Source organism: Pseudoalteromonas sp. FUC4, assembly GCF_008370255.1.
Lineage (GTDB): Bacteria > Pseudomonadota > Gammaproteobacteria > Enterobacterales > Alteromonadaceae > Pseudoalteromonas.
The window spans coordinates 42,999-59,328 of record NZ_SEUI01000010.1 but is presented as its reverse complement, the minus strand read 5'-3'; the positions used below and the strand labels follow the sequence as shown (position 1 = coordinate 59,328).

Genomic DNA, 16,330 nt, shown 5'->3' with positions numbered 1-16,330 from the left:
TCAACGTTTTAATAACAATAAATTAAAGGAATAGCATGACCCCCTTTCGATTTAAACTAAGTATGAGCGCCTTAATGGTAGCAAGTACTCTTGCTTTAACGGCCTGCGATGCGCAAGTATCTATCGACACTACCGATTCAAAACACACTAAAAAAGCTGTAACAGCTAAAGATGCAAATACATTTATAACAAACACAGAAAAAGAACTAAGTGCACTTTATTTAGAATCGAGCCGTGCAGAGTGGATTTACGCAAACTTTATTACTCACGATACATCTGCTCTATCGGCTGAAGTTAACCGTAAAATGACCGAAACAGTCGTGCGTTTAGCAAATGAAGCTGCAAAATACGACGAACTAGAGCTTGATTACGATGCTCGCCGTAAGCTTGATAAACTAAAACTAGCACTTACACTTCCTGCCCCACAAGACGCTGATAAAACAGCGCAACTTTCACAAATTGTCGCAGAGCTTGGCGGGCTATATGGTAAAGGTAAATACTGTAAAGAAGATGGCAGCTGTTTAAGCCTTGGCGACATGACCTCAAAAATGGCCACCAGCCGAGATTACAACGAACTACTTGATTTATGGCAAGGTTGGCGTCAAATATCAAAACCAATGCGCTCACTTTACGAGCAACAAGTAGTACTGACCAACGAAGGTGCAAAGGAGCTTGGTTATGCCGATACGGGCGCTATGTGGCGCAGTAAATACGATATGCCTGCTGATGACTTTACCACCGAGCTTGACCGTATTTGGGGCCAAGTCAAACCACTTTATAACTCGCTACATTGCCATGTTCGCGCAAAGTTAGGTGAAAAGTACGGCACCGACAAAGTACCGCAAGATCAACCTATTCCAGCGCACTTACTTGGTAATATGTGGGCGCAAGCATGGGGTAATATTTACGATGTAGTTGCACCAGATAACGCCGATCCGGGTTACGACGTAACCGAGTTATTAGCTCAAAATAATTACGACGAACTTAAAATGGTCAAAGGGGCAGAAAACTTTTTTACCTCAATGGGTTTTGACGCACTACCAGAGACATTTTACGAGCGTTCATTGTTTGTAAAACCAAAAGACAGAGATGTGCAGTGTCATGCATCAGCATGGAATATCGATAGTAAAGACGATTTACGCATTAAAATGTGTATTCAGCGCACAGGCGAAGAGTTTTCAGTTATTCACCATGAATTAGGTCATAACTTTTATCAACGCGCTTATAATAAACAACCTTTATTTTATCAAGAAAGTGCAAACGATGGTTTTCATGAAGCCATTGGAGACACCATTGCCTTATCGGTTACACCGGGTTACTTAAAACAAATCGGCTTACTTGAACAAGTACCTGATGAATCTAAAGATATCGGTTTGTTGATGAAAATGGCACTTGATAAAGTTGCCTTTGTACCGTTTAGCTTAATGGTTGATCAGTGGCGCTGGCAGGTATTTTCAGGTCAAGTAGCACCAGAAAATTACAATAAAGCATGGTGGGAACTACGTGAAAAATACCAAGGAGTGCAAGCGCCTATCGCACGTAGCGAAAGTGATTTTGATCCGGGTGCTAAGTACCATGTTCCGGGTAACACGCCTTATACACGTTACTTTTTAGCGCATATTTTACAATTTGAATTTCATCGTAGCTTATGTGAAATTGCCGGTAACGATAAAGCCATTCATCGCTGCTCTATTTATAATTCAAAAGAAGCAGGGGATAAGCTAAACGCTATGCTTGAAATGGGTTCGTCTCGCCCTTGGCAAGAGGCGCTTGAAACTGTGACAGGTAAGCCGCAAATGGATGCAACAGCAATGCTCGATTACTTTGCACCATTACAAACATATTTAGATAAACAAAACGAAGGCCGCAACTGCGGCTGGTAAATAGCGCTGAACAAAAAGCCCGCTCATTTGAGCGGGCTTTTTGTTCATATTCTAATTTTTAGTTAAATTAGAACTGTAAGCTTACATTTGCAAAGTAAGCATCATAATCAGAATCATCCCAGTTATTGCCGTAACCTGCTTCTAAACCAACATTGTTGTTGAAGAAGTGTTGAGCACCAAGAGTGTAATCATCATTTTTATTAACTGTAACAAAAACCGATGTTGCTTTGCTGAAATAGTAGTTAGATGCTAATTCCCAGTTACTTGAACCACCATCAACATCTTCAAATTTACCTTCAACAGTCAAGTAGTTACCTTGCTGTAAATCAGCAAAGTACTTAGCTGCTACTGCACGGTAATCAAACTCATCATCTGCTGTTACTGTGAAACCGATATAATCAGTGCTATTTAATTCGTGGTTATATGCTAGGTCAAACACAAACTGATTCTCAGCATCTTCTACATCAACAAACGTTGCTTTTAATAAAAGGTTTGGATTAAAGAAGTAACCTGCAGAAAGTTCAATTACATCCGTGCTTGAGCCAAAATCACTATCGAGATTATTGTACTGTGCACCTAATACAAAATCTTCTACAAAATACTCACCGCCAATGCTAGTAACATCTGCAAAATCATTATCACTGTATGCACCATAAACATTTGTTTGCTTATTGATGTACTCAAATTGATCGTAAGGACCTAACGTCGCTTTTGGAGAAAAATAATAAGTTGAGTCAACACTTAGTGTGTCATCACCATCTACATCCACGTATCCTACATGGCTGATTGATTGGTAAGTATCTGCGGCTATTGCAGTGGTTGCAGCGCTTGATAATAAAATGCTCGAAATGATAACGGCTAATTTTTTCATTTTAAATTCCCTATAAATATTACTTTTATGCCTCAGCTGTCTAGCCAAAGTCGGGGCGCATCCTAACGCCAAAAAAATGAACAAAAACTGAATGAGAGGTCAGATTAAAACCACTTAAAATGTAAATAATTACAAGTGAATGTAAATAATAAGTATCAACAAAATCTGCGTAACAATAGTCTGTCATCATTTAAACTTTAAAAGTAACAAATAAGGTACAAGTTGCCGCCAAATTGAGCACAACTTAATTATTCGATAAACCTCATCAATATAACCTCCCCTCACTAAATTTTTCTAATTTCTCAAAATAATGACTATATTTAATTCACTATTTCTGTATTTATAATGAAAAATAGGTTTGTATCAGTGCATATTTTTATCTGTTTTTTTCCAATAACCATTGTTTACTAGCAAAAACAACTCCAATACTTACTATTTTATAGCTATTATTATCGACTGCACTTAATGGCTTTAGTAACAATTTAGCCATTCATGGCGACTCTATTTATAACTTAAAAGGGTTATTTAGATGAGCAAAATAAAGGCCGTAATTGCGACTGGTAATAATTTACAGTTAAAAACTCAAACGTTTATAAACAACAAAGCCCGCTAAATTTAGCGGGCTTTTGATATTACTTTTGTATTAACTAAGTACGGGACTTAATTAAAACTGAAAACGCATGTTAGCAAAGTACGCATCGTTATCAGAATCATCAGCGTTGTTTTCGTAACCCACCTTTACACCAATATTTTTATTAATAAAGTGTTGAGCACCAAAGCTGTAAGTGTCTTGCTTGTTGTAGTTAGCAAATACAGATGTTGCTTTTGAGAAGTAATAGTTAGTTTCTGCTACCCATTGGTTTTCTGCGTCATCAATGCTTTCGTATTTACCTTCAAAAGTTAGGTAGTTACCTTGCTGTAAATCAATAAAGTATTTAGCAGCTACTGCACGGTAATCAAAATCGTCGTCTGATGTAAGTGTAACACCTACGTAATCTGTGCTGTTTAGCATGTAGTTATAAGCTAAATCAAATAATGCGTAATCGTCGCCGTCTTTGTTTTCAACTAGTGTTACTTTTGCAAGTAAATCAGGGTTGAAAAAGTAACCACCCGTCAGTTTATAAAGCTCACTGTTAGAACCTGAATCTGGGTCTAGGTTTTCGTAAGATGCGCCAACAACAAATTCATTAATGAAGTATTCACCACCAACCGATGTTAAATCGCCAAAGTCGTCATCAGCGTAGCCACCATATACGTTAGTTTGCTTATTGATGTATTCAAACTGATCGTACGGACCTAACGTTTTTTTAGGAGATAAGTAGTAAATAGAATCGACAGCAACGGTGTCGTTGTTATCGCTATTTTTGTAGCTTAGGTTACTAATTGAATTATAGCTGTCTGCAGCAGCCGCAGTGCTAGATAATAAAATGCTCGAAATAATAACTGCTAATTTTTTCATTGTAAGACTTCCCTATGTACATTGCTTTTTATGCTCTAGCTGTATTGCTAAAGTCGAGGCACATGCTAACGTTAGGAAACTGAATGAAAACTTAACTAACCAGTTGTATTTATTAAGTTAATTGTAAGGAAGTGTTGTAAACTGTAAAATTAAAGTAGTTGCAACATCTAGTCAACAACCACTTAAAACATGTACCGTATTAAAGCGCGTGTTGGCTAATAATTCGGTAAACATCGTTAATATTATCACCAGACTTAAACTCTTTACTAATTGGTGTTGGATCTGAGCCAACCCATATTTTTAGCTCGGCATCTAAGTCAAAATGGCCTGCACTTTCTTTACTAAACTTGGTGATTTTAGAGTAAGCAATACTCACCATTTCCATTTTAGAGCCTGTCATACCTTGCTTATCAATTAAAATTAAGCGCTTATTAGTAAAAATAAACATATCACGTACTACTTTATATGCTTTTTCTACTTGCTCGCCGTCAATTAATGTATTGGCGAGGATTTTCTCTAAATCAGAATCGTCAACTTCGCTTGCATTACCCATAAGTCCGCTAAGTAAACCCATTATACTTTCTCCTGTTTAAATATTTGATTCTCTAATGTGTGACCATTAACTAATTGCCTGTACTGCCAGTGTTGTTGATGACAAAAATTCAGTAGTGCAATATCAAGTGGATCGCTCGTTGGCTGATACTCAATTACATATTCTTTATGTTGGCTCATATACACCCGGCTCACACCTGCAATTGCTTGAAGCTGTTGCTCAACATTTTGATAAGCCTCGCTTAGCATTAATGTATAAAAGTGTTTATCGGTATTATTTGTTTTTGTTTGATGCTCGCTTAGTACGCCTTTATCTAAATGAAGTACCTGTGAGCATAGTCGCTCAAGCTCTGTTAAATCGTGAGAGCTTAAAATAAATGTAGCCTGCTCACTTAATTCAGATACAAGCTCACGTACTTCTCTGGCATGAATCGGATCAAGCCCTGCGGTTGCTTCATCAAGCATTACAATTTGTGGCGCGCCAATAAGTGCTTGCGCTATCGTAACGCGCTTGCGCATACCGTGCGATAAGTCCCCTGCACGCTGCTTTGCAATTTCTTTTAAGCCAACCAAATCAAGTACACGTAGCGCCTCAGTTTGGCTTTGCTTTGCCCCCATACCTTGTAGCTTTGCATAAAAAGCGAGTTGCTTATCTATATTAAAACGAGGGTCAAGTTGTGCGTCTTGCGGTAATGCACTTACCTTATTAAATAAAGCAGCGCTCCCTGGCTTATACCCTAATATTTCAAGGCTGCCTTTACTTGGCGCTATATAGCCGCACAACAAACTAAATAAGGTAGTTTTACCCGCACCATTTGGCCCAACAAGTGCCACTGGCGCGCCTTTGTTAATTTCAAAGTCCACATTATTAAGCGCAAGTTTTGCACCATACGATTTACTCAAACCGCTGGCTGTAATTAATGGTCTCATAGTGAGCTCCTTGCAAAAATACGTTGAGCAACGCTTAGTAACACCGCAGTTTGCACAAGGGGAATAGCCACAGCGCTCAATAATGGTAAATTTTGCCCGGCTAATAACTCTATTTGCACACCCGGAAATAAATAATCAAGCAGGCCTAATGCGGGTATTTGCCATTGCAATATACCAACTACAATACCGCCTGCTGCAAAGTATAAGATTGCCAATACAATAGATAAACGCGATGAGCGGGCAAAGGTATTAATTAACGTCATAAGTGCTACAAATGGGCACAGAGTAATCACTAGTATTAAAAATATAGAAAGCGCACGGGCAAAACCACCAGCCAGTAAACTTGGATCTCTAAACCCTAGTACCGCGAGTGTAGCCACAAGAGTAATGCCCACTAAGCAGGCTAATACTCCTAGCTGCCCTAAAAAACGGCCAAACAGTATTTCAAAGCGAGTGGAGCGCAGTGATAAAAACCTTAGTGTGCCGCGCTCTCTATCGCCTACCGTTTGGTCGCTACAAATAAATAAGCCAAAAACGGGAAAGCTATACAGGGCTATTAACCAGTACATAGCAAATTCGGCCTCAGGCCAATCCAATAATTTACTTAAACCAATAGAACCTGATATATCACGGGCTATTTGCTCAAAATCGGGCGCACTTACAATGCCTACTGCCTGCCCTATTGGGTAGCGCAGTATTATTAGCCACACCAATGCAAAGGCAGCTAATGCAATAAGTCCACGTTTAGTTAAAAACATACGTACAAGCTCAAATCCCGTTATTTGCGTTAATCGCCCTACGTTTATCGGTAATGGTGTTGCCATTGACTATCCTTAATGACTTTTTATTTTCTGTGTATTTATCCACACTAAGTGTAAACATCTTGAATTACCAGCAAAAAAAAGCTCACCTGTGGTGAGCTTTGTAACAATACATTTAAATGTAATAGCATAAATTGCGATATAAATTATAAATGCTGCTTATAAACCTCAAGTGCTTGGCTTAAATCGCTAATTAAATCTTCAACATCTTCAAGGCCTATGTGCAGGCGAATAACCGGGCCTAAATCCCAACCTGTATTTGAACGCAGCCCTTTCATAGTTAAATTAGCGGTTACTAAACTTTCAAAACCTCCCCACGAAAAGCCCATTTTAATATGCTCAAGGCTATCTAAAAATGCATCAATCGCTTTTTGATTACCGGTTTTCATGACAAATGAAAACAACCCATTACTGCCATCAAAGTCACGTTTAAAAAATTCATGCCCTGGGCAGCTTTCAAATGCTGGGTGTCGAATATGATCAACAAGCTCATGTTGCTCAAGCCATTTAGCTACTTCTATTGCTGCTTTTTCATGTTGATTTAAACGCACACCCATTGTACGCAGGCCTCTAAGTGCTAAATACGCATCATCGGCACTGGTACATTGCCCTAGTAAGTATGAATTTTCGCGCAAGGTTGGCCAATACTTTTTATTAGCAACAGCCACCCCCATCATCACGTCTGAATGGCCAACAATATACTTAGTTGCAGCTTGAATACTAATATCAACACCGTGCTCTAACGGGCGATAATGCAAGCCGTTTCCGTAGGTATTATCAAGCATGGTCATTACATTGTGCTCATTGGCTACTTTTACCATAGCAGGCACATCTTGCACTTCCATCGTAATAGAACCTGGGGATTCTAAAAACAACACTTTAGTATTTGGCTGAATGTAATCTTTAATACCTGCGCCAATGGTTGGCGGGTAATAGGTTGTTGTGATGCCTAGTCCCGCTAAAATTTTATCGCAAAAGTCGCGAGTTGGTTCGTACACGTTATCAACCATTAAAATATGATCACCGGTTTTTAAAAACGATAAAAATACTTGGCTGATCGCCGCAGCGCCACAAGGGTACAATGCACACCCTTCGCCGCCTTCAAGTTCTGTAATCGCTTCTTGTAGCGCAAAGTGTGTTGTTGTTCCTCGGCGCCCATAAAATAACGTTTTATCGCCACGGGTTTTAGCTGCTTCTTTTAAATCGGCTACAGTATCAAATACAATGGTAGATGCACGCTGTACAACGGGATTTACTACGCCATGTGTATAGGCTTTTTTTCGCCCTGATGATACTAGCTGAGTGTTTTTATTACTTTTACTCGACATTGTTAATCCTTAAGGGTTTGTGCGCCAATGCTCAATTAAATAACGAGAGATAGAATCGGTTCTAGGCAGCTTTAAATGCTCGCCTTCTTCGTGCCAATTACCAAATTGCTCTAAGTCTTCACGACTAAACCATTTTGCATCGTCTAGCTCTTCTTTATCTACGTTGATTTGTTCAGATGTCGCCTCTGCAAAAAAACCAAGCATAATGGACGATGGGAACGGCCAAGGCTGAGATGCAACATAACGTACGTTATCAACCTCTATGCCTGCCTCTTCTTTAACTTCACGCGCAACAGCTTGTTCTAGTGTCTCCCCTGGGTCTACAAATCCAGCAAGCGACGAATACATACCAGTGGGCCACGCAGCTTGGCGACCTAATAAACAGCGTTCTACTCCGTCGGCAAAGACTTTAGTAACAACCATAATTACCGCAGGATCGGTACGAGGGAATGTAGGATGCTTACAGTTTTCGTTTTCACACACTCTAGAGTGCCCGGCTTCCACTGAACGGTTTTTACTACCACAGCGCCCACAAAAGCGATGCGTAGCATGCCAATAACATAACCCTCTCGCAAGGGCGGCTATTGAGGCATATTTAATGGTTACTTGAGGCCCATATTGGCGAATATCAAAAAACTGAGCGCCTTCTATTAAAGGCGAAAGTACGCTTTCATCCAGATCAGAAACATCCAATGCAAACACACCATGTTTAGCATTGTTTAAACCGACAAAAATAGCACTCGTTAAATCTAAATGCGCCACTTGTTGATACGTTAAATAGCTTACTTTAGGGGTATCTTTAATAAATAGGGTTTGATTATTTTTAACTAAAACCCATTTACTTTGCGCCGACATTTGCGCTTTAAGCCACGATGGGTCTTTACGAAAATTTGAGCCTCTGTCTAGTGGCATGTTGCTGTAATGAAGCATGTAAGTCCTTGGTAACTCGTTATGCTTTAAAATTACCATAATCATTTAGCAAACCCAATTGATTACAGTAATAAAAAAAGCTTATATAAGGCTTAATTCATCTATTACGGCTTTGTATTAAAATCTCTCATGTTGCAGGCACTTAGCTTGCACTTTTTTAACTATTTTTTACTGTTAAAGTAGCAAAGTATTATCAATTAAATGAAATTGCTCTGCGCTTTGTTTTAATACCTCAGCAGTTAACCGGTCAGCACCGTATACATCGCACGGTACATTATATTGATTTTTTAAATGCCCAAGTAACAAAGCAAAGTCACCATCGCCAGAGAGCAAAATAACCTTATCAAGATTTTTACCCTGCTCTAACATGTCTATTGTTATGCCTACATCCCAGTCACCTTTTGCACTTCCGTCACGACGTTGAATAAAGGGCTTTAGCTTTACCTCAAAACCAATCGCACGCAAAATATTTTGAAACTGATTTTGCTTTTCATCTCCTCGATAAATAGCATACGCAAAAGCACACTCAATATTGTATTGCGTCTCCATCATTCGCCAAAACGCATTGTAGTCAAAATTTTTCCCGTAACTCTCACGGCACGTGTAATAAATATTTTGTACATCGACAAAAATACCGACCCGTGGTTTTGTGCTTTGCTGCTCGTTTTGTAAAGTCATTTAGTGTCCTAATGAGGATTAATAGCAATTAAAATAAGTGTACCTTGCAATTTATATTTAAGTAACCTAAATTAGTTACATACCCCTATGTAACTAATATTGGTTACATATTAAAAAGTAACCATTTTGAGATTTTTATGATTGGTGTGATCAGCGGCGATATTATTAAATCGCAAACAATCCCTAAGCAGCAATACGATGCCATGCTTTATCAACTAGAGCAAAGTTTGCGAAATATTTCGGGTGAGCAAACCCTTTGGAATATATACCGAGGCGATGCCTTTCAGTTACAAGTTAATAATCCTGAGCTCCTTTTTAAAAATGCCATACTTGTATATTTACACCTTAAATCGTCAGGTTATGAGCTACGGCAAAGCTTGGCACTTGGGCAAATAGATAACCCACGCAGCGATATAAAAACGGCAACCGGTTCTGCTTTTACCCTTTCAGGGCAAGGCCTTGATAAAATAGGTAATCAACGCTTTGTTTTTAATATTAACGAGCAGCAGCTCGATGAAAGCTTAAACCTTAATTTAGCCTTTGCCGACGTATTGCTCACTAAAATCACACAAAAACAAGCAAATGCCCTGTATGTCTATTTAACATCATCAGACAACAGCCACGCGGCACTGGCTAAAGAGCTTAAAACAAGTCGCGAAAACGTAACCAAACTACTAAATTTAGCGCACTACCAACTTATAGAACGCTTTATTAAGCACTCACAACACGTTATAAAAAATATAATTAAAGGAGGTGAATAATGGAATTTTCACTTTTACTGGTCGCGCTTATTATTGGCCACTTACTCGCTGATTTTTACTGGCAACCTATGAGTTGGGTAAACGAGCGAAACACCCGTCACTTTAAAGCCAGTAAGCTTTATTTTCATGTACTCGTGCATGGTGTAACAAGTGCACTCATTATTACCGTATGGGAATACACCTTTGGGTGGCAGCAACTAAGCAGTGTTTTAATTGCCACAGCAAGCATTATGTTGAGCCATTACTTTATTGATATAGCAAAATCGTATTCTAATAAAGGCGTGGTGCCTTTTTTACTAGATCAAATAGCGCACATACTCGTTATTATTGCGCTCAGTATTTGGCTAACTGATAACAGTAGCTTTATGGCTGCAATTAATAATATGCTCACTGATCCCAAAATACTGTGGGTGGTATGCGGTTATTTAATTATTTTAAGTCCCAGCGCCGTATTTATAAGAATGATGTTAGAGCGTTTAACAAGTAACTTTTCAAGTACTGGTAGCTTAGTGCTTGCAGGGCAAAGCATAGGTATGCTTGAGCGCGTACTTATGCTGAGCTTTATATTGCTTGACCAATTCGCAGGGCTTGGTTTTTTACTTGCTGCAAAGTCGGTATTTAGGTTTGGCGATTTAAGTGCTAGTAAAGATAAAAAACTTACCGAGTACGTTATGCTCGGCACATTACTTAGCGTAAGTGTGACTTTATTTGTAGGCTTGGGTATTAACTATTTAATCAGGTAGGCAATACAGTAAGTACAAATTACAGACAATAAAAAACGCGCTACTTCTATCAATTAAAAAGAAGGGAGCGCGTTTTTTGTATCAACCTTTAACCAAGTTCTAAATTAATCAAACGTCAATACAATCATTAATGATGATTAATCGTTATTTGTGCGACGACGGCGTTGGCCATTACCGCCGACAGATTCACGCTTTGCCCATGGGTTTTGCGCGTTATCACCTGTTTTAGCAGCTGGCTTTTTAGAACCACCACGGCGTGGGCCGGTACCATTACCACCATTATTTGGCTTTTTGCTGTTAGGCTTACTGCTATCAGATTTAGGCTTATTAAAAGGCTGCTTTTTCTTAGGCTTTTTAGCCGGTAACGGACGAGCATCTAATGCGCGCTCTGCTACTGGATTTATAGGCTCAAAACCATCTTCTTCAGCACGTGGGATAAGCTCACCAATAAAGCGTTCAATACCGTATAAATCAACAGCATCATCAACCGTTACAAATGAAATCGCATGACCCGACGCACCAGCACGGCCTGTACGACCAATTCGGTGAACGTAATCTTCATATACATTTGGCAAATCGTAGTTAACAACATGCGGTAATTCAACAATGTCTAAACCACGTGCAACAATGTCTGTTGCTACCAATACGCGTACTTCACCACTTTTAAAACCATCAAGTGCTTTAACGCGAGCACCTTGTGACTTATTACCATGAATAGCAGCGCCTGTAATATCATCACGCTCTAGTTGCTTAACCAAACGGTTAGCACCGTGCTTTGTACGGCTAAACACTAACACTTGTTGCCAATCGTTAGTGCGAATCAAATGGCTTAGCAATGCTGTTTTACGTGTTTTATCTACCGCGTAAACGCACTGAGTAACACTTTTAGCTGTAGTATTTTTTGCAGCAACTGAAATTTCAACAGGGTCATTAATTAACCCTTTTGCTAATGCTCGAATTTCGTCAGAAAATGTAGCCGAAAACATCAAGTTTTGACGTTTAGCAGGCATTTTAGCAATTAAGCGTTTAATGTCGTGAATAAAGCCCATGTCTAACATGCGGTCAGCTTCATCGAGTACAAGCACTTCAACACTATCAAATTTAACTGCATTTTGATTATGTAAGTCGATTAAACGACCCGGCGTTGCTACTAAAATATCAACACCTTTACGAAGACGCTGCATTTGTGGGTTAATTTTAACGCCACCGTAAACTACAAATGAGCTCACATCCGAATGCTTAGCGTACTCTTCAACGTTTTCGCTTACTTGCAAAGCAAGTTCACGCGTAGGCGTTAAAATAAGTGCACGTACGTGGTTACTTTTAGCTTTAGGGCCCGACGACAAGCGCTCAATAAGTGGTAACGTAAAACCCGCTGTTTTACCTGTACCTGTTTGCGCTGCTGCCATAACATCACGGCGTTCAATAATTGCAGGAATTGCTTGAGCCTGAATCGGCGTTGGCGTTTCATAGCCCTTTTCTAAAACCGCATTAACCAAAGACTGTGATAAACCTAAACCTTCAAAACTCATATAAACTCTCTTTTAAATAAGGCTACTTTAGCCAGTTGCGCGCATTATACCTGTAGTAGCTAAGAATGCATGCCATTATTTGCGTTGCTGGCAATTGAGCACCGTTCAATAAAATAAAACCGGTACTCAAGTTGCTTAAAAATGCAAAAAACGGCCATAAGCCGTTTTTTGTTTATACTTAATTACTCTAAGTATTAGAGTTACTTAACACCTAACTCACGCAAACGTTCTTGCAAGTAGCTATCTGCCGTGTAGCGCTCAGAAAGCACAACATCTGGATGCGGGTGTAAAAATAACGGTAGTGAAATACGCGATTTAGTAGATGCTTTACCCGTTGGGTTAATTACACGGTGAATTGTCGATGGAAAATACCCGCCCGACGCTTCTTGTAGCATGTCGCCGATATTAATAATTAAGCTGCCAAAATCACATGGCACGTCTAACCAACCGCCATCTGTTTTTTGAACTTGTAAACCAGGCTCATTAGAAGCCGGTAATACAGTCAATAAATTAATATCGCCATGGGCTGCTGCGCGAATAGCACCTGGCTCTTCATCACCCGTCATTGGTGGGTAATGTAGGATACGTAACAATGTTTGCTCAGAATCGGCAATCATGTCTTTTAAATCAATTGAAAACTTAGCACGCACATCAGCTGGTGCTTCAGCCTGAACCCAGCTCAACAATGTACCAGCAAATTCACTTGCTAAACGGTAGTATTCACGTACGTCAGCTTCAAGCTGGGCAGGAACTCGACCTTTAGGATACACATGGAAGTACTCTTTAATGTCTTTTATTGTAAAGCCTTTCGCTACTTCTGATACTGAAGGCGGAAAATAACCGTCTTGAGTTTCTTTAGAGAATAAAAAGTCGTGCTTTTGCTCTGAGTTAAAAAAGTCTTGCCAATTTTTGTAAATAGACTCAACTAAAGACTGTGGGATTGGGTGGTTTTTTAAAACGCCAAATCCAGTATTTCTTAACGATTCAACAAATTGTGCAGCCGCATCGGGAGCTTTATAATCAACAGTGGGTAATTGCATTGTACGTTCCAGTGAATAGGTTGTGTGAAGTGAGTTGCTTTTAATAGTGCTAAATTACTTATATAAAGTAGCAAAGCCTTCATTATAGCGCTATGCGAGGATAGACAAATGACCTCAAAAACATAAGGACATATGTCCGCAAAGCATAGTCACCGCCACTTGGCTTGATCAAGATCAACTTATAAAAAAACGTTGAATTTGCAAGGTTTAGTACTTATATCTGGTCTACTATTGTAATGTATTTTATTTGTGTAAATAAGGCTCCCCATGCGACAAAAAGTATCTTTTAAAAGCGGCGATTTAGAACTTGCCGGCCAACTTGAACTTCCCTCTGGTGACGTTAAGTTTTACGCGCTATTTGCACACTGCTTTACATGCGGTAAAGACATTGCAGCAGCTACACGGATCAGCCGTGCATTAACACAACAAGGGATTGCCGTACTGCGTTTTGACTTTACTGGTTTAGGTAATAGTGATGGTGATTTTGCTAACAGTAACTTTTCATCAAACATTCAAGATTTAGTATCAGCGGCAAATCATTTACGTGAGCATTTTGCGGCGCCACAACTACTCATTGGCCACAGTTTAGGCGGGGCAGCCGTTCTTGCTGCTGCTGAGCATATTCCTGAAGTATCGGCTATTACAACCATTGGTGCACCGTCAGATGCGCAGCACGTAGCGCATAACTTTGAAGCACACCTTGATGAAATTAACGCAGCAGGTGAAGCAAAAGTTAACTTAGCTGGTCGTGAATTTACCATTAAAAAGCAATTTATTGACGATATAGCCAAGTACGATAAAAGCCACATTAGTAAGCTTAAGCGCGCATTATTAGTAATGCACTCCCCTATTGATGCAACGGTAAATATTAGTGAAGCTGAAAAAATTTATGCATCAGCTAAACACCCTAAAAGCTTTATTAGTCTAGATAACGCCGATCACCTTTTAACAAATAAAAACGATGCCGACTACGCTGCACAAATAATTGCAACGTGGGCAAACCGTTATGTTAAGTACGACAAAACTAAATACACAGCAAGTTTAACGGGTGGCAATGTACTCGTTGAAGAAAAAGACCATGTATTTACTCAGCACGTGAGCACTAAAGATCATACTTGGCTTGCAGATGAGCCAATAAAAGTAGGCGGTAAAAACTTAGGTCCTGATCCGTATCATCACTTATTAGCGGGGCTTGGTGCCTGTACGGCCATGACACTACGCATGTACGCTACACGTAAAAACTTACCACTGGAGCATGTAAAAGTAGAGCTTGATCACACTCGCGATTACAACAAAGATTGCGACGATTGTGAGCAAACAGGTAACCTTGAAGCCATTACCCGTAAAATCACCTTACGTGGCGACTTAACAGAGCCACAACGCCAGCGTTTACTCGAAATAGCCGACAAATGCCCAGTGCATAAAACACTACATAATAACCCAGTTATTGTAAGTGAACTGGTAGAATAACTGCCGTAAAATTAATATAGCGCAGGTAACACTGCGCTATGGTTTAACTTTTATAGACCTAATTTTTACTATCTAAAAATCCCTCTACCTCTTTACTCATTCTATCCACCAGCCATTTTGGCCCGCCATCGTACATATCGTTATGGCACGATTTTTCTATTAGAGTTTGTGTAACAGGAAACTTATCCAGCTCTAAATCATTTAACAACACATTCGCATCAGCTGGGTAATCACTACCGCGTAGAGTAAGTACGCGAATGTTTTTATTACGTGGGATCAACATACGACGATGATCGAGCGTAATAATTTGGCTTACTTCATTGGGATAAATAGAGCCATATAATGCGGAAATATCACCGCCATTAGAATGCCCAAATAAGGTGAGCTTTGTAAAATCATACGCTGGGTATTTACTCGATATCTCATTAACTAAAAACTTAAGCGTTACTACGCCACGATGCCAGTTTTCCATGCGAGTAGTTAAGTAAGGCTGCTCACGATTAAGACCAGGGTCGCTTTTTAGCTCATGTGCAACGGCTAATGTTAAATATCCACGCTGATTAAACGCATTACTAGCAAACGTATATTCGTTATGGCTAATACCGTAGCCCGCATTAATAAACGCTACAGGGCATTTTACTTTTTCAGTGCACTTAGCATTGTTACTTGGTAGTGTGATATTTATAGGAATAGTGCGATTACGGCTTTGATCAGTTATAAGGCCATCGTTTGCATAGCCTGTTGCGCCGATTACTGATTTACTTATTACTGGTGTACTTAGAGCTAGTGCACTTAATATAAAAAGCTTTTTAAGTGTTTTTTGCATATTTAAACTTATATAAATTATTGTTTTTAATTAAAAATAACTTTTACTCTATAGGTTTGCATTCTCTATTGTCAAACTATGCGATAATAGCCGCCATTGTTTAAATATATTTAGTAAAAGATCCAATAAATGAAATCATACAATAGCATTCAAGAACGTATAGAAATTTTAGAAGACAAACTAACGGCAATACATGACGAAATCGAAACACTAAAAACCCCTGCTAAAAACAACAATGAACGTATTATTTTTAAGTTCATCGAAACAGGCAGCACAGGTAAAACGAAGGATTTTGTTCGTGAGTTAGGTATTAAATCACCACGTGACGGTTTGTTTTCATCAGGTGACGTTACAAAACTAATTAAAGACGGCGCTGAAGATATTTCACCCGCGTTATTAGCAATCGCGAGACAACTTGCCAGTGCACGTAATAAAAATGGCCCTAGCCGTTAATTACGAAGTCACGCAGTATCTAGAAGCCCAGCTAAGCTGTCGCTTCTAGATAG

The 16,330-nt window shown here is 39.4% G+C and carries 16 protein-coding genes; 5 read left to right on the top strand and 11 right to left on the bottom strand.

Going from position 1 to position 16,330, the window contains the following annotated elements:
• Positions 1-35: 35 nt before the first annotated feature.
• On the top strand, positions 36-1,883 hold the full coding sequence (locus tag EU510_RS19310) for a M2 family metallopeptidase (RefSeq protein WP_149594782.1): 1,848 nt from the start codon (positions 36-38) through the stop codon (positions 1,881-1,883).
• A 67-nt stretch (positions 1,884-1,950) separates the two neighbouring features.
• Here the strand turns inward: EU510_RS19310 and EU510_RS19305 are convergent, their stop codons facing one another.
• The 8 genes from EU510_RS19305 to EU510_RS19270 all read right to left on the bottom strand — a co-directional run bounded on the left by EU510_RS19305 (position 1,951) and on the right by EU510_RS19270 (position 9,452).
• Complete coding sequence (locus EU510_RS19305) at positions 1,951-2,754, bottom strand: putative porin (protein ID WP_149594781.1); 804 nt, start codon at positions 2,752-2,754, stop codon at positions 1,951-1,953.
• Positions 2,755-3,418: 664 nt separating this feature from the next.
• Positions 3,419-4,213 carry a putative porin gene (locus EU510_RS19300; protein ID WP_002962833.1) on the bottom strand — a complete coding sequence of 265 codons (795 nt, stop codon included), beginning with the start codon at positions 4,211-4,213 and terminating at the stop codon, positions 3,419-3,421.
• A gap of 199 nt (positions 4,214-4,412) precedes the next feature.
• The gene (locus EU510_RS19295; protein ID WP_007377979.1) at positions 4,413-4,787 is read right to left on the bottom strand and encodes a PH domain-containing protein; all 375 of its coding nucleotides are present in this window, start codon (positions 4,785-4,787) and stop codon (positions 4,413-4,415) included.
• On the bottom strand, positions 4,787-5,695 hold the full coding sequence (locus tag EU510_RS19290) for an ABC transporter ATP-binding protein (RefSeq protein ID WP_149594780.1): 909 nt from the start codon (positions 5,693-5,695) through the stop codon (positions 4,787-4,789). Before EU510_RS19290 ends, EU510_RS19295 begins: the two co-directional genes overlap by 1 nt.
• Positions 5,692-6,519 (bottom strand): ABC transporter permease, encoded by an 828-nt coding sequence (locus tag EU510_RS19285; protein ID WP_149594779.1) that lies wholly within the window; start codon positions 6,517-6,519, stop codon positions 5,692-5,694. The genes EU510_RS19290 and EU510_RS19285 overlap by 4 nt, the downstream gene beginning before the upstream one ends.
• 143 nt (positions 6,520-6,662) lie before the next feature.
• The gene (locus tag EU510_RS19280) at positions 6,663-7,844 is read right to left on the bottom strand and encodes a cystathionine beta-lyase (protein WP_149594778.1); all 1,182 of its coding nucleotides are present in this window, start codon (positions 7,842-7,844) and stop codon (positions 6,663-6,665) included.
• A 9-nt stretch (positions 7,845-7,853) separates the two neighbouring features.
• Positions 7,854-8,774 carry an NAD(+) diphosphatase gene (gene nudC, locus EU510_RS19275; protein WP_138490003.1) on the bottom strand — a complete coding sequence of 307 codons (921 nt, stop codon included), beginning with the start codon at positions 8,772-8,774 and terminating at the stop codon, positions 7,854-7,856.
• Positions 8,775-8,948: 174 nt separating this feature from the next.
• Positions 8,949-9,452: an NYN domain-containing protein gene (locus EU510_RS19270; RefSeq protein WP_149594777.1), complete on the bottom strand. Its 504-nt coding sequence runs from the start codon at positions 9,450-9,452 to the stop codon at positions 8,949-8,951.
• Between the two features lie 137 nt (positions 9,453-9,589).
• On the opposite strand from EU510_RS19270, the gene EU510_RS19265 reads away from it, so the two are divergent.
• Both EU510_RS19265 and EU510_RS19260 read left to right on the top strand, forming a co-directional pair.
• Positions 9,590-10,213 carry a hypothetical protein gene (locus EU510_RS19265; protein WP_149594776.1) on the top strand — a complete coding sequence of 208 codons (624 nt, stop codon included), beginning with the start codon at positions 9,590-9,592 and terminating at the stop codon, positions 10,211-10,213.
• On the top strand, positions 10,213-10,956 hold the full coding sequence (locus EU510_RS19260; protein ID WP_149594775.1) for a DUF3307 domain-containing protein: 744 nt from the start codon (positions 10,213-10,215) through the stop codon (positions 10,954-10,956). Before EU510_RS19265 ends, EU510_RS19260 begins: the two co-directional genes overlap by 1 nt.
• 137 nt (positions 10,957-11,093) lie before the next feature.
• Here EU510_RS19260 and EU510_RS19255 read toward each other — a convergent pair whose 3' ends face one another.
• Positions 11,094-12,488, bottom strand: coding sequence for a DEAD/DEAH box helicase (locus EU510_RS19255; protein WP_149594774.1), 1,395 nt, complete (start codon positions 12,486-12,488; stop codon positions 11,094-11,096).
• A gap of 200 nt (positions 12,489-12,688) precedes the next feature.
• Positions 12,689-13,528 (bottom strand): isopenicillin N synthase family dioxygenase, encoded by an 840-nt coding sequence (locus EU510_RS19250; RefSeq protein ID WP_008172584.1) that lies wholly within the window; start codon positions 13,526-13,528, stop codon positions 12,689-12,691.
• Positions 13,529-13,795: 267 nt separating this feature from the next.
• Here EU510_RS19250 and EU510_RS19245 point away from each other — a divergent pair, with 267 nt between their 5' ends.
• Complete coding sequence (locus tag EU510_RS19245) at positions 13,796-14,998, top strand: bifunctional alpha/beta hydrolase/OsmC family protein (RefSeq protein WP_007586983.1); 1,203 nt, start codon at positions 13,796-13,798, stop codon at positions 14,996-14,998.
• A gap of 58 nt (positions 14,999-15,056) precedes the next feature.
• Here the strand turns inward: EU510_RS19245 and EU510_RS19240 are convergent, their stop codons facing one another.
• Positions 15,057-15,824, bottom strand: coding sequence for an alpha/beta hydrolase (locus EU510_RS19240; RefSeq protein WP_149594773.1), 768 nt, complete (start codon positions 15,822-15,824; stop codon positions 15,057-15,059).
• 129 nt (positions 15,825-15,953) lie between these two features.
• On the opposite strand from EU510_RS19240, the gene EU510_RS19235 reads away from it, so the two are divergent.
• Positions 15,954-16,277: a hypothetical protein gene (locus tag EU510_RS19235; RefSeq protein ID WP_007377991.1), complete on the top strand. Its 324-nt coding sequence runs from the start codon at positions 15,954-15,956 to the stop codon at positions 16,275-16,277.
• The last annotated feature ends 53 nt before the right edge of the window (positions 16,278-16,330 follow it).

What these genes read in the sequence shown, in the direction of transcription:
- EU510_RS19305 (WP_149594781.1), bottom strand. Translation starts at nt 2,754, where the DNA reads ATGAAAAAATTAGCCGTTATCATTTCGAGCATTTTATTATCAAGCGCT.
- EU510_RS19260 (WP_149594775.1), top strand. Translation starts at nt 10,213, where the DNA reads ATGGAATTTTCACTTTTACTGGTCGCGCTTATTATTGGCCACTTACTC.
- EU510_RS19235 (WP_007377991.1), top strand. Translation starts at nt 15,954, where the DNA reads ATGAAATCATACAATAGCATTCAAGAACGTATAGAAATTTTAGAAGAC.
- EU510_RS19265 (WP_149594776.1), top strand. Translation starts at nt 9,590, where the DNA reads ATGATTGGTGTGATCAGCGGCGATATTATTAAATCGCAAACAATCCCT.
- EU510_RS19255 (WP_149594774.1), bottom strand. Translation starts at nt 12,488, where the DNA reads ATGAGTTTTGAAGGTTTAGGTTTATCACAGTCTTTGGTTAATGCGGTT.
- EU510_RS19250 (WP_008172584.1), bottom strand. Translation starts at nt 13,528, where the DNA reads ATGCAATTACCCACTGTTGATTATAAAGCTCCCGATGCGGCTGCACAA.
- EU510_RS19270 (WP_149594777.1), bottom strand. Translation starts at nt 9,452, where the DNA reads ATGACTTTACAAAACGAGCAGCAAAGCACAAAACCACGGGTCGGTATT.
- EU510_RS19285 (WP_149594779.1), bottom strand. Translation starts at nt 6,519, where the DNA reads ATGGCAACACCATTACCGATAAACGTAGGGCGATTAACGCAAATAACG.
- EU510_RS19310 (WP_149594782.1), top strand. Translation starts at nt 36, where the DNA reads ATGACCCCCTTTCGATTTAAACTAAGTATGAGCGCCTTAATGGTAGCA.
- EU510_RS19245 (WP_007586983.1), top strand. Translation starts at nt 13,796, where the DNA reads ATGCGACAAAAAGTATCTTTTAAAAGCGGCGATTTAGAACTTGCCGGC.
- nudC (WP_138490003.1), bottom strand. Translation starts at nt 8,774, where the DNA reads ATGCTTCATTACAGCAACATGCCACTAGACAGAGGCTCAAATTTTCGT.
- EU510_RS19300 (WP_002962833.1), bottom strand. Translation starts at nt 4,213, where the DNA reads ATGAAAAAATTAGCAGTTATTATTTCGAGCATTTTATTATCTAGCACT.
- EU510_RS19290 (WP_149594780.1), bottom strand. Translation starts at nt 5,695, where the DNA reads ATGAGACCATTAATTACAGCCAGCGGTTTGAGTAAATCGTATGGTGCA.
- EU510_RS19280 (WP_149594778.1), bottom strand. Translation starts at nt 7,844, where the DNA reads ATGTCGAGTAAAAGTAATAAAAACACTCAGCTAGTATCATCAGGGCGA.
- EU510_RS19240 (WP_149594773.1), bottom strand. Translation starts at nt 15,824, where the DNA reads ATGCAAAAAACACTTAAAAAGCTTTTTATATTAAGTGCACTAGCTCTA.
- EU510_RS19295 (WP_007377979.1), bottom strand. Translation starts at nt 4,787, where the DNA reads ATGGGTTTACTTAGCGGACTTATGGGTAATGCAAGCGAAGTTGACGAT.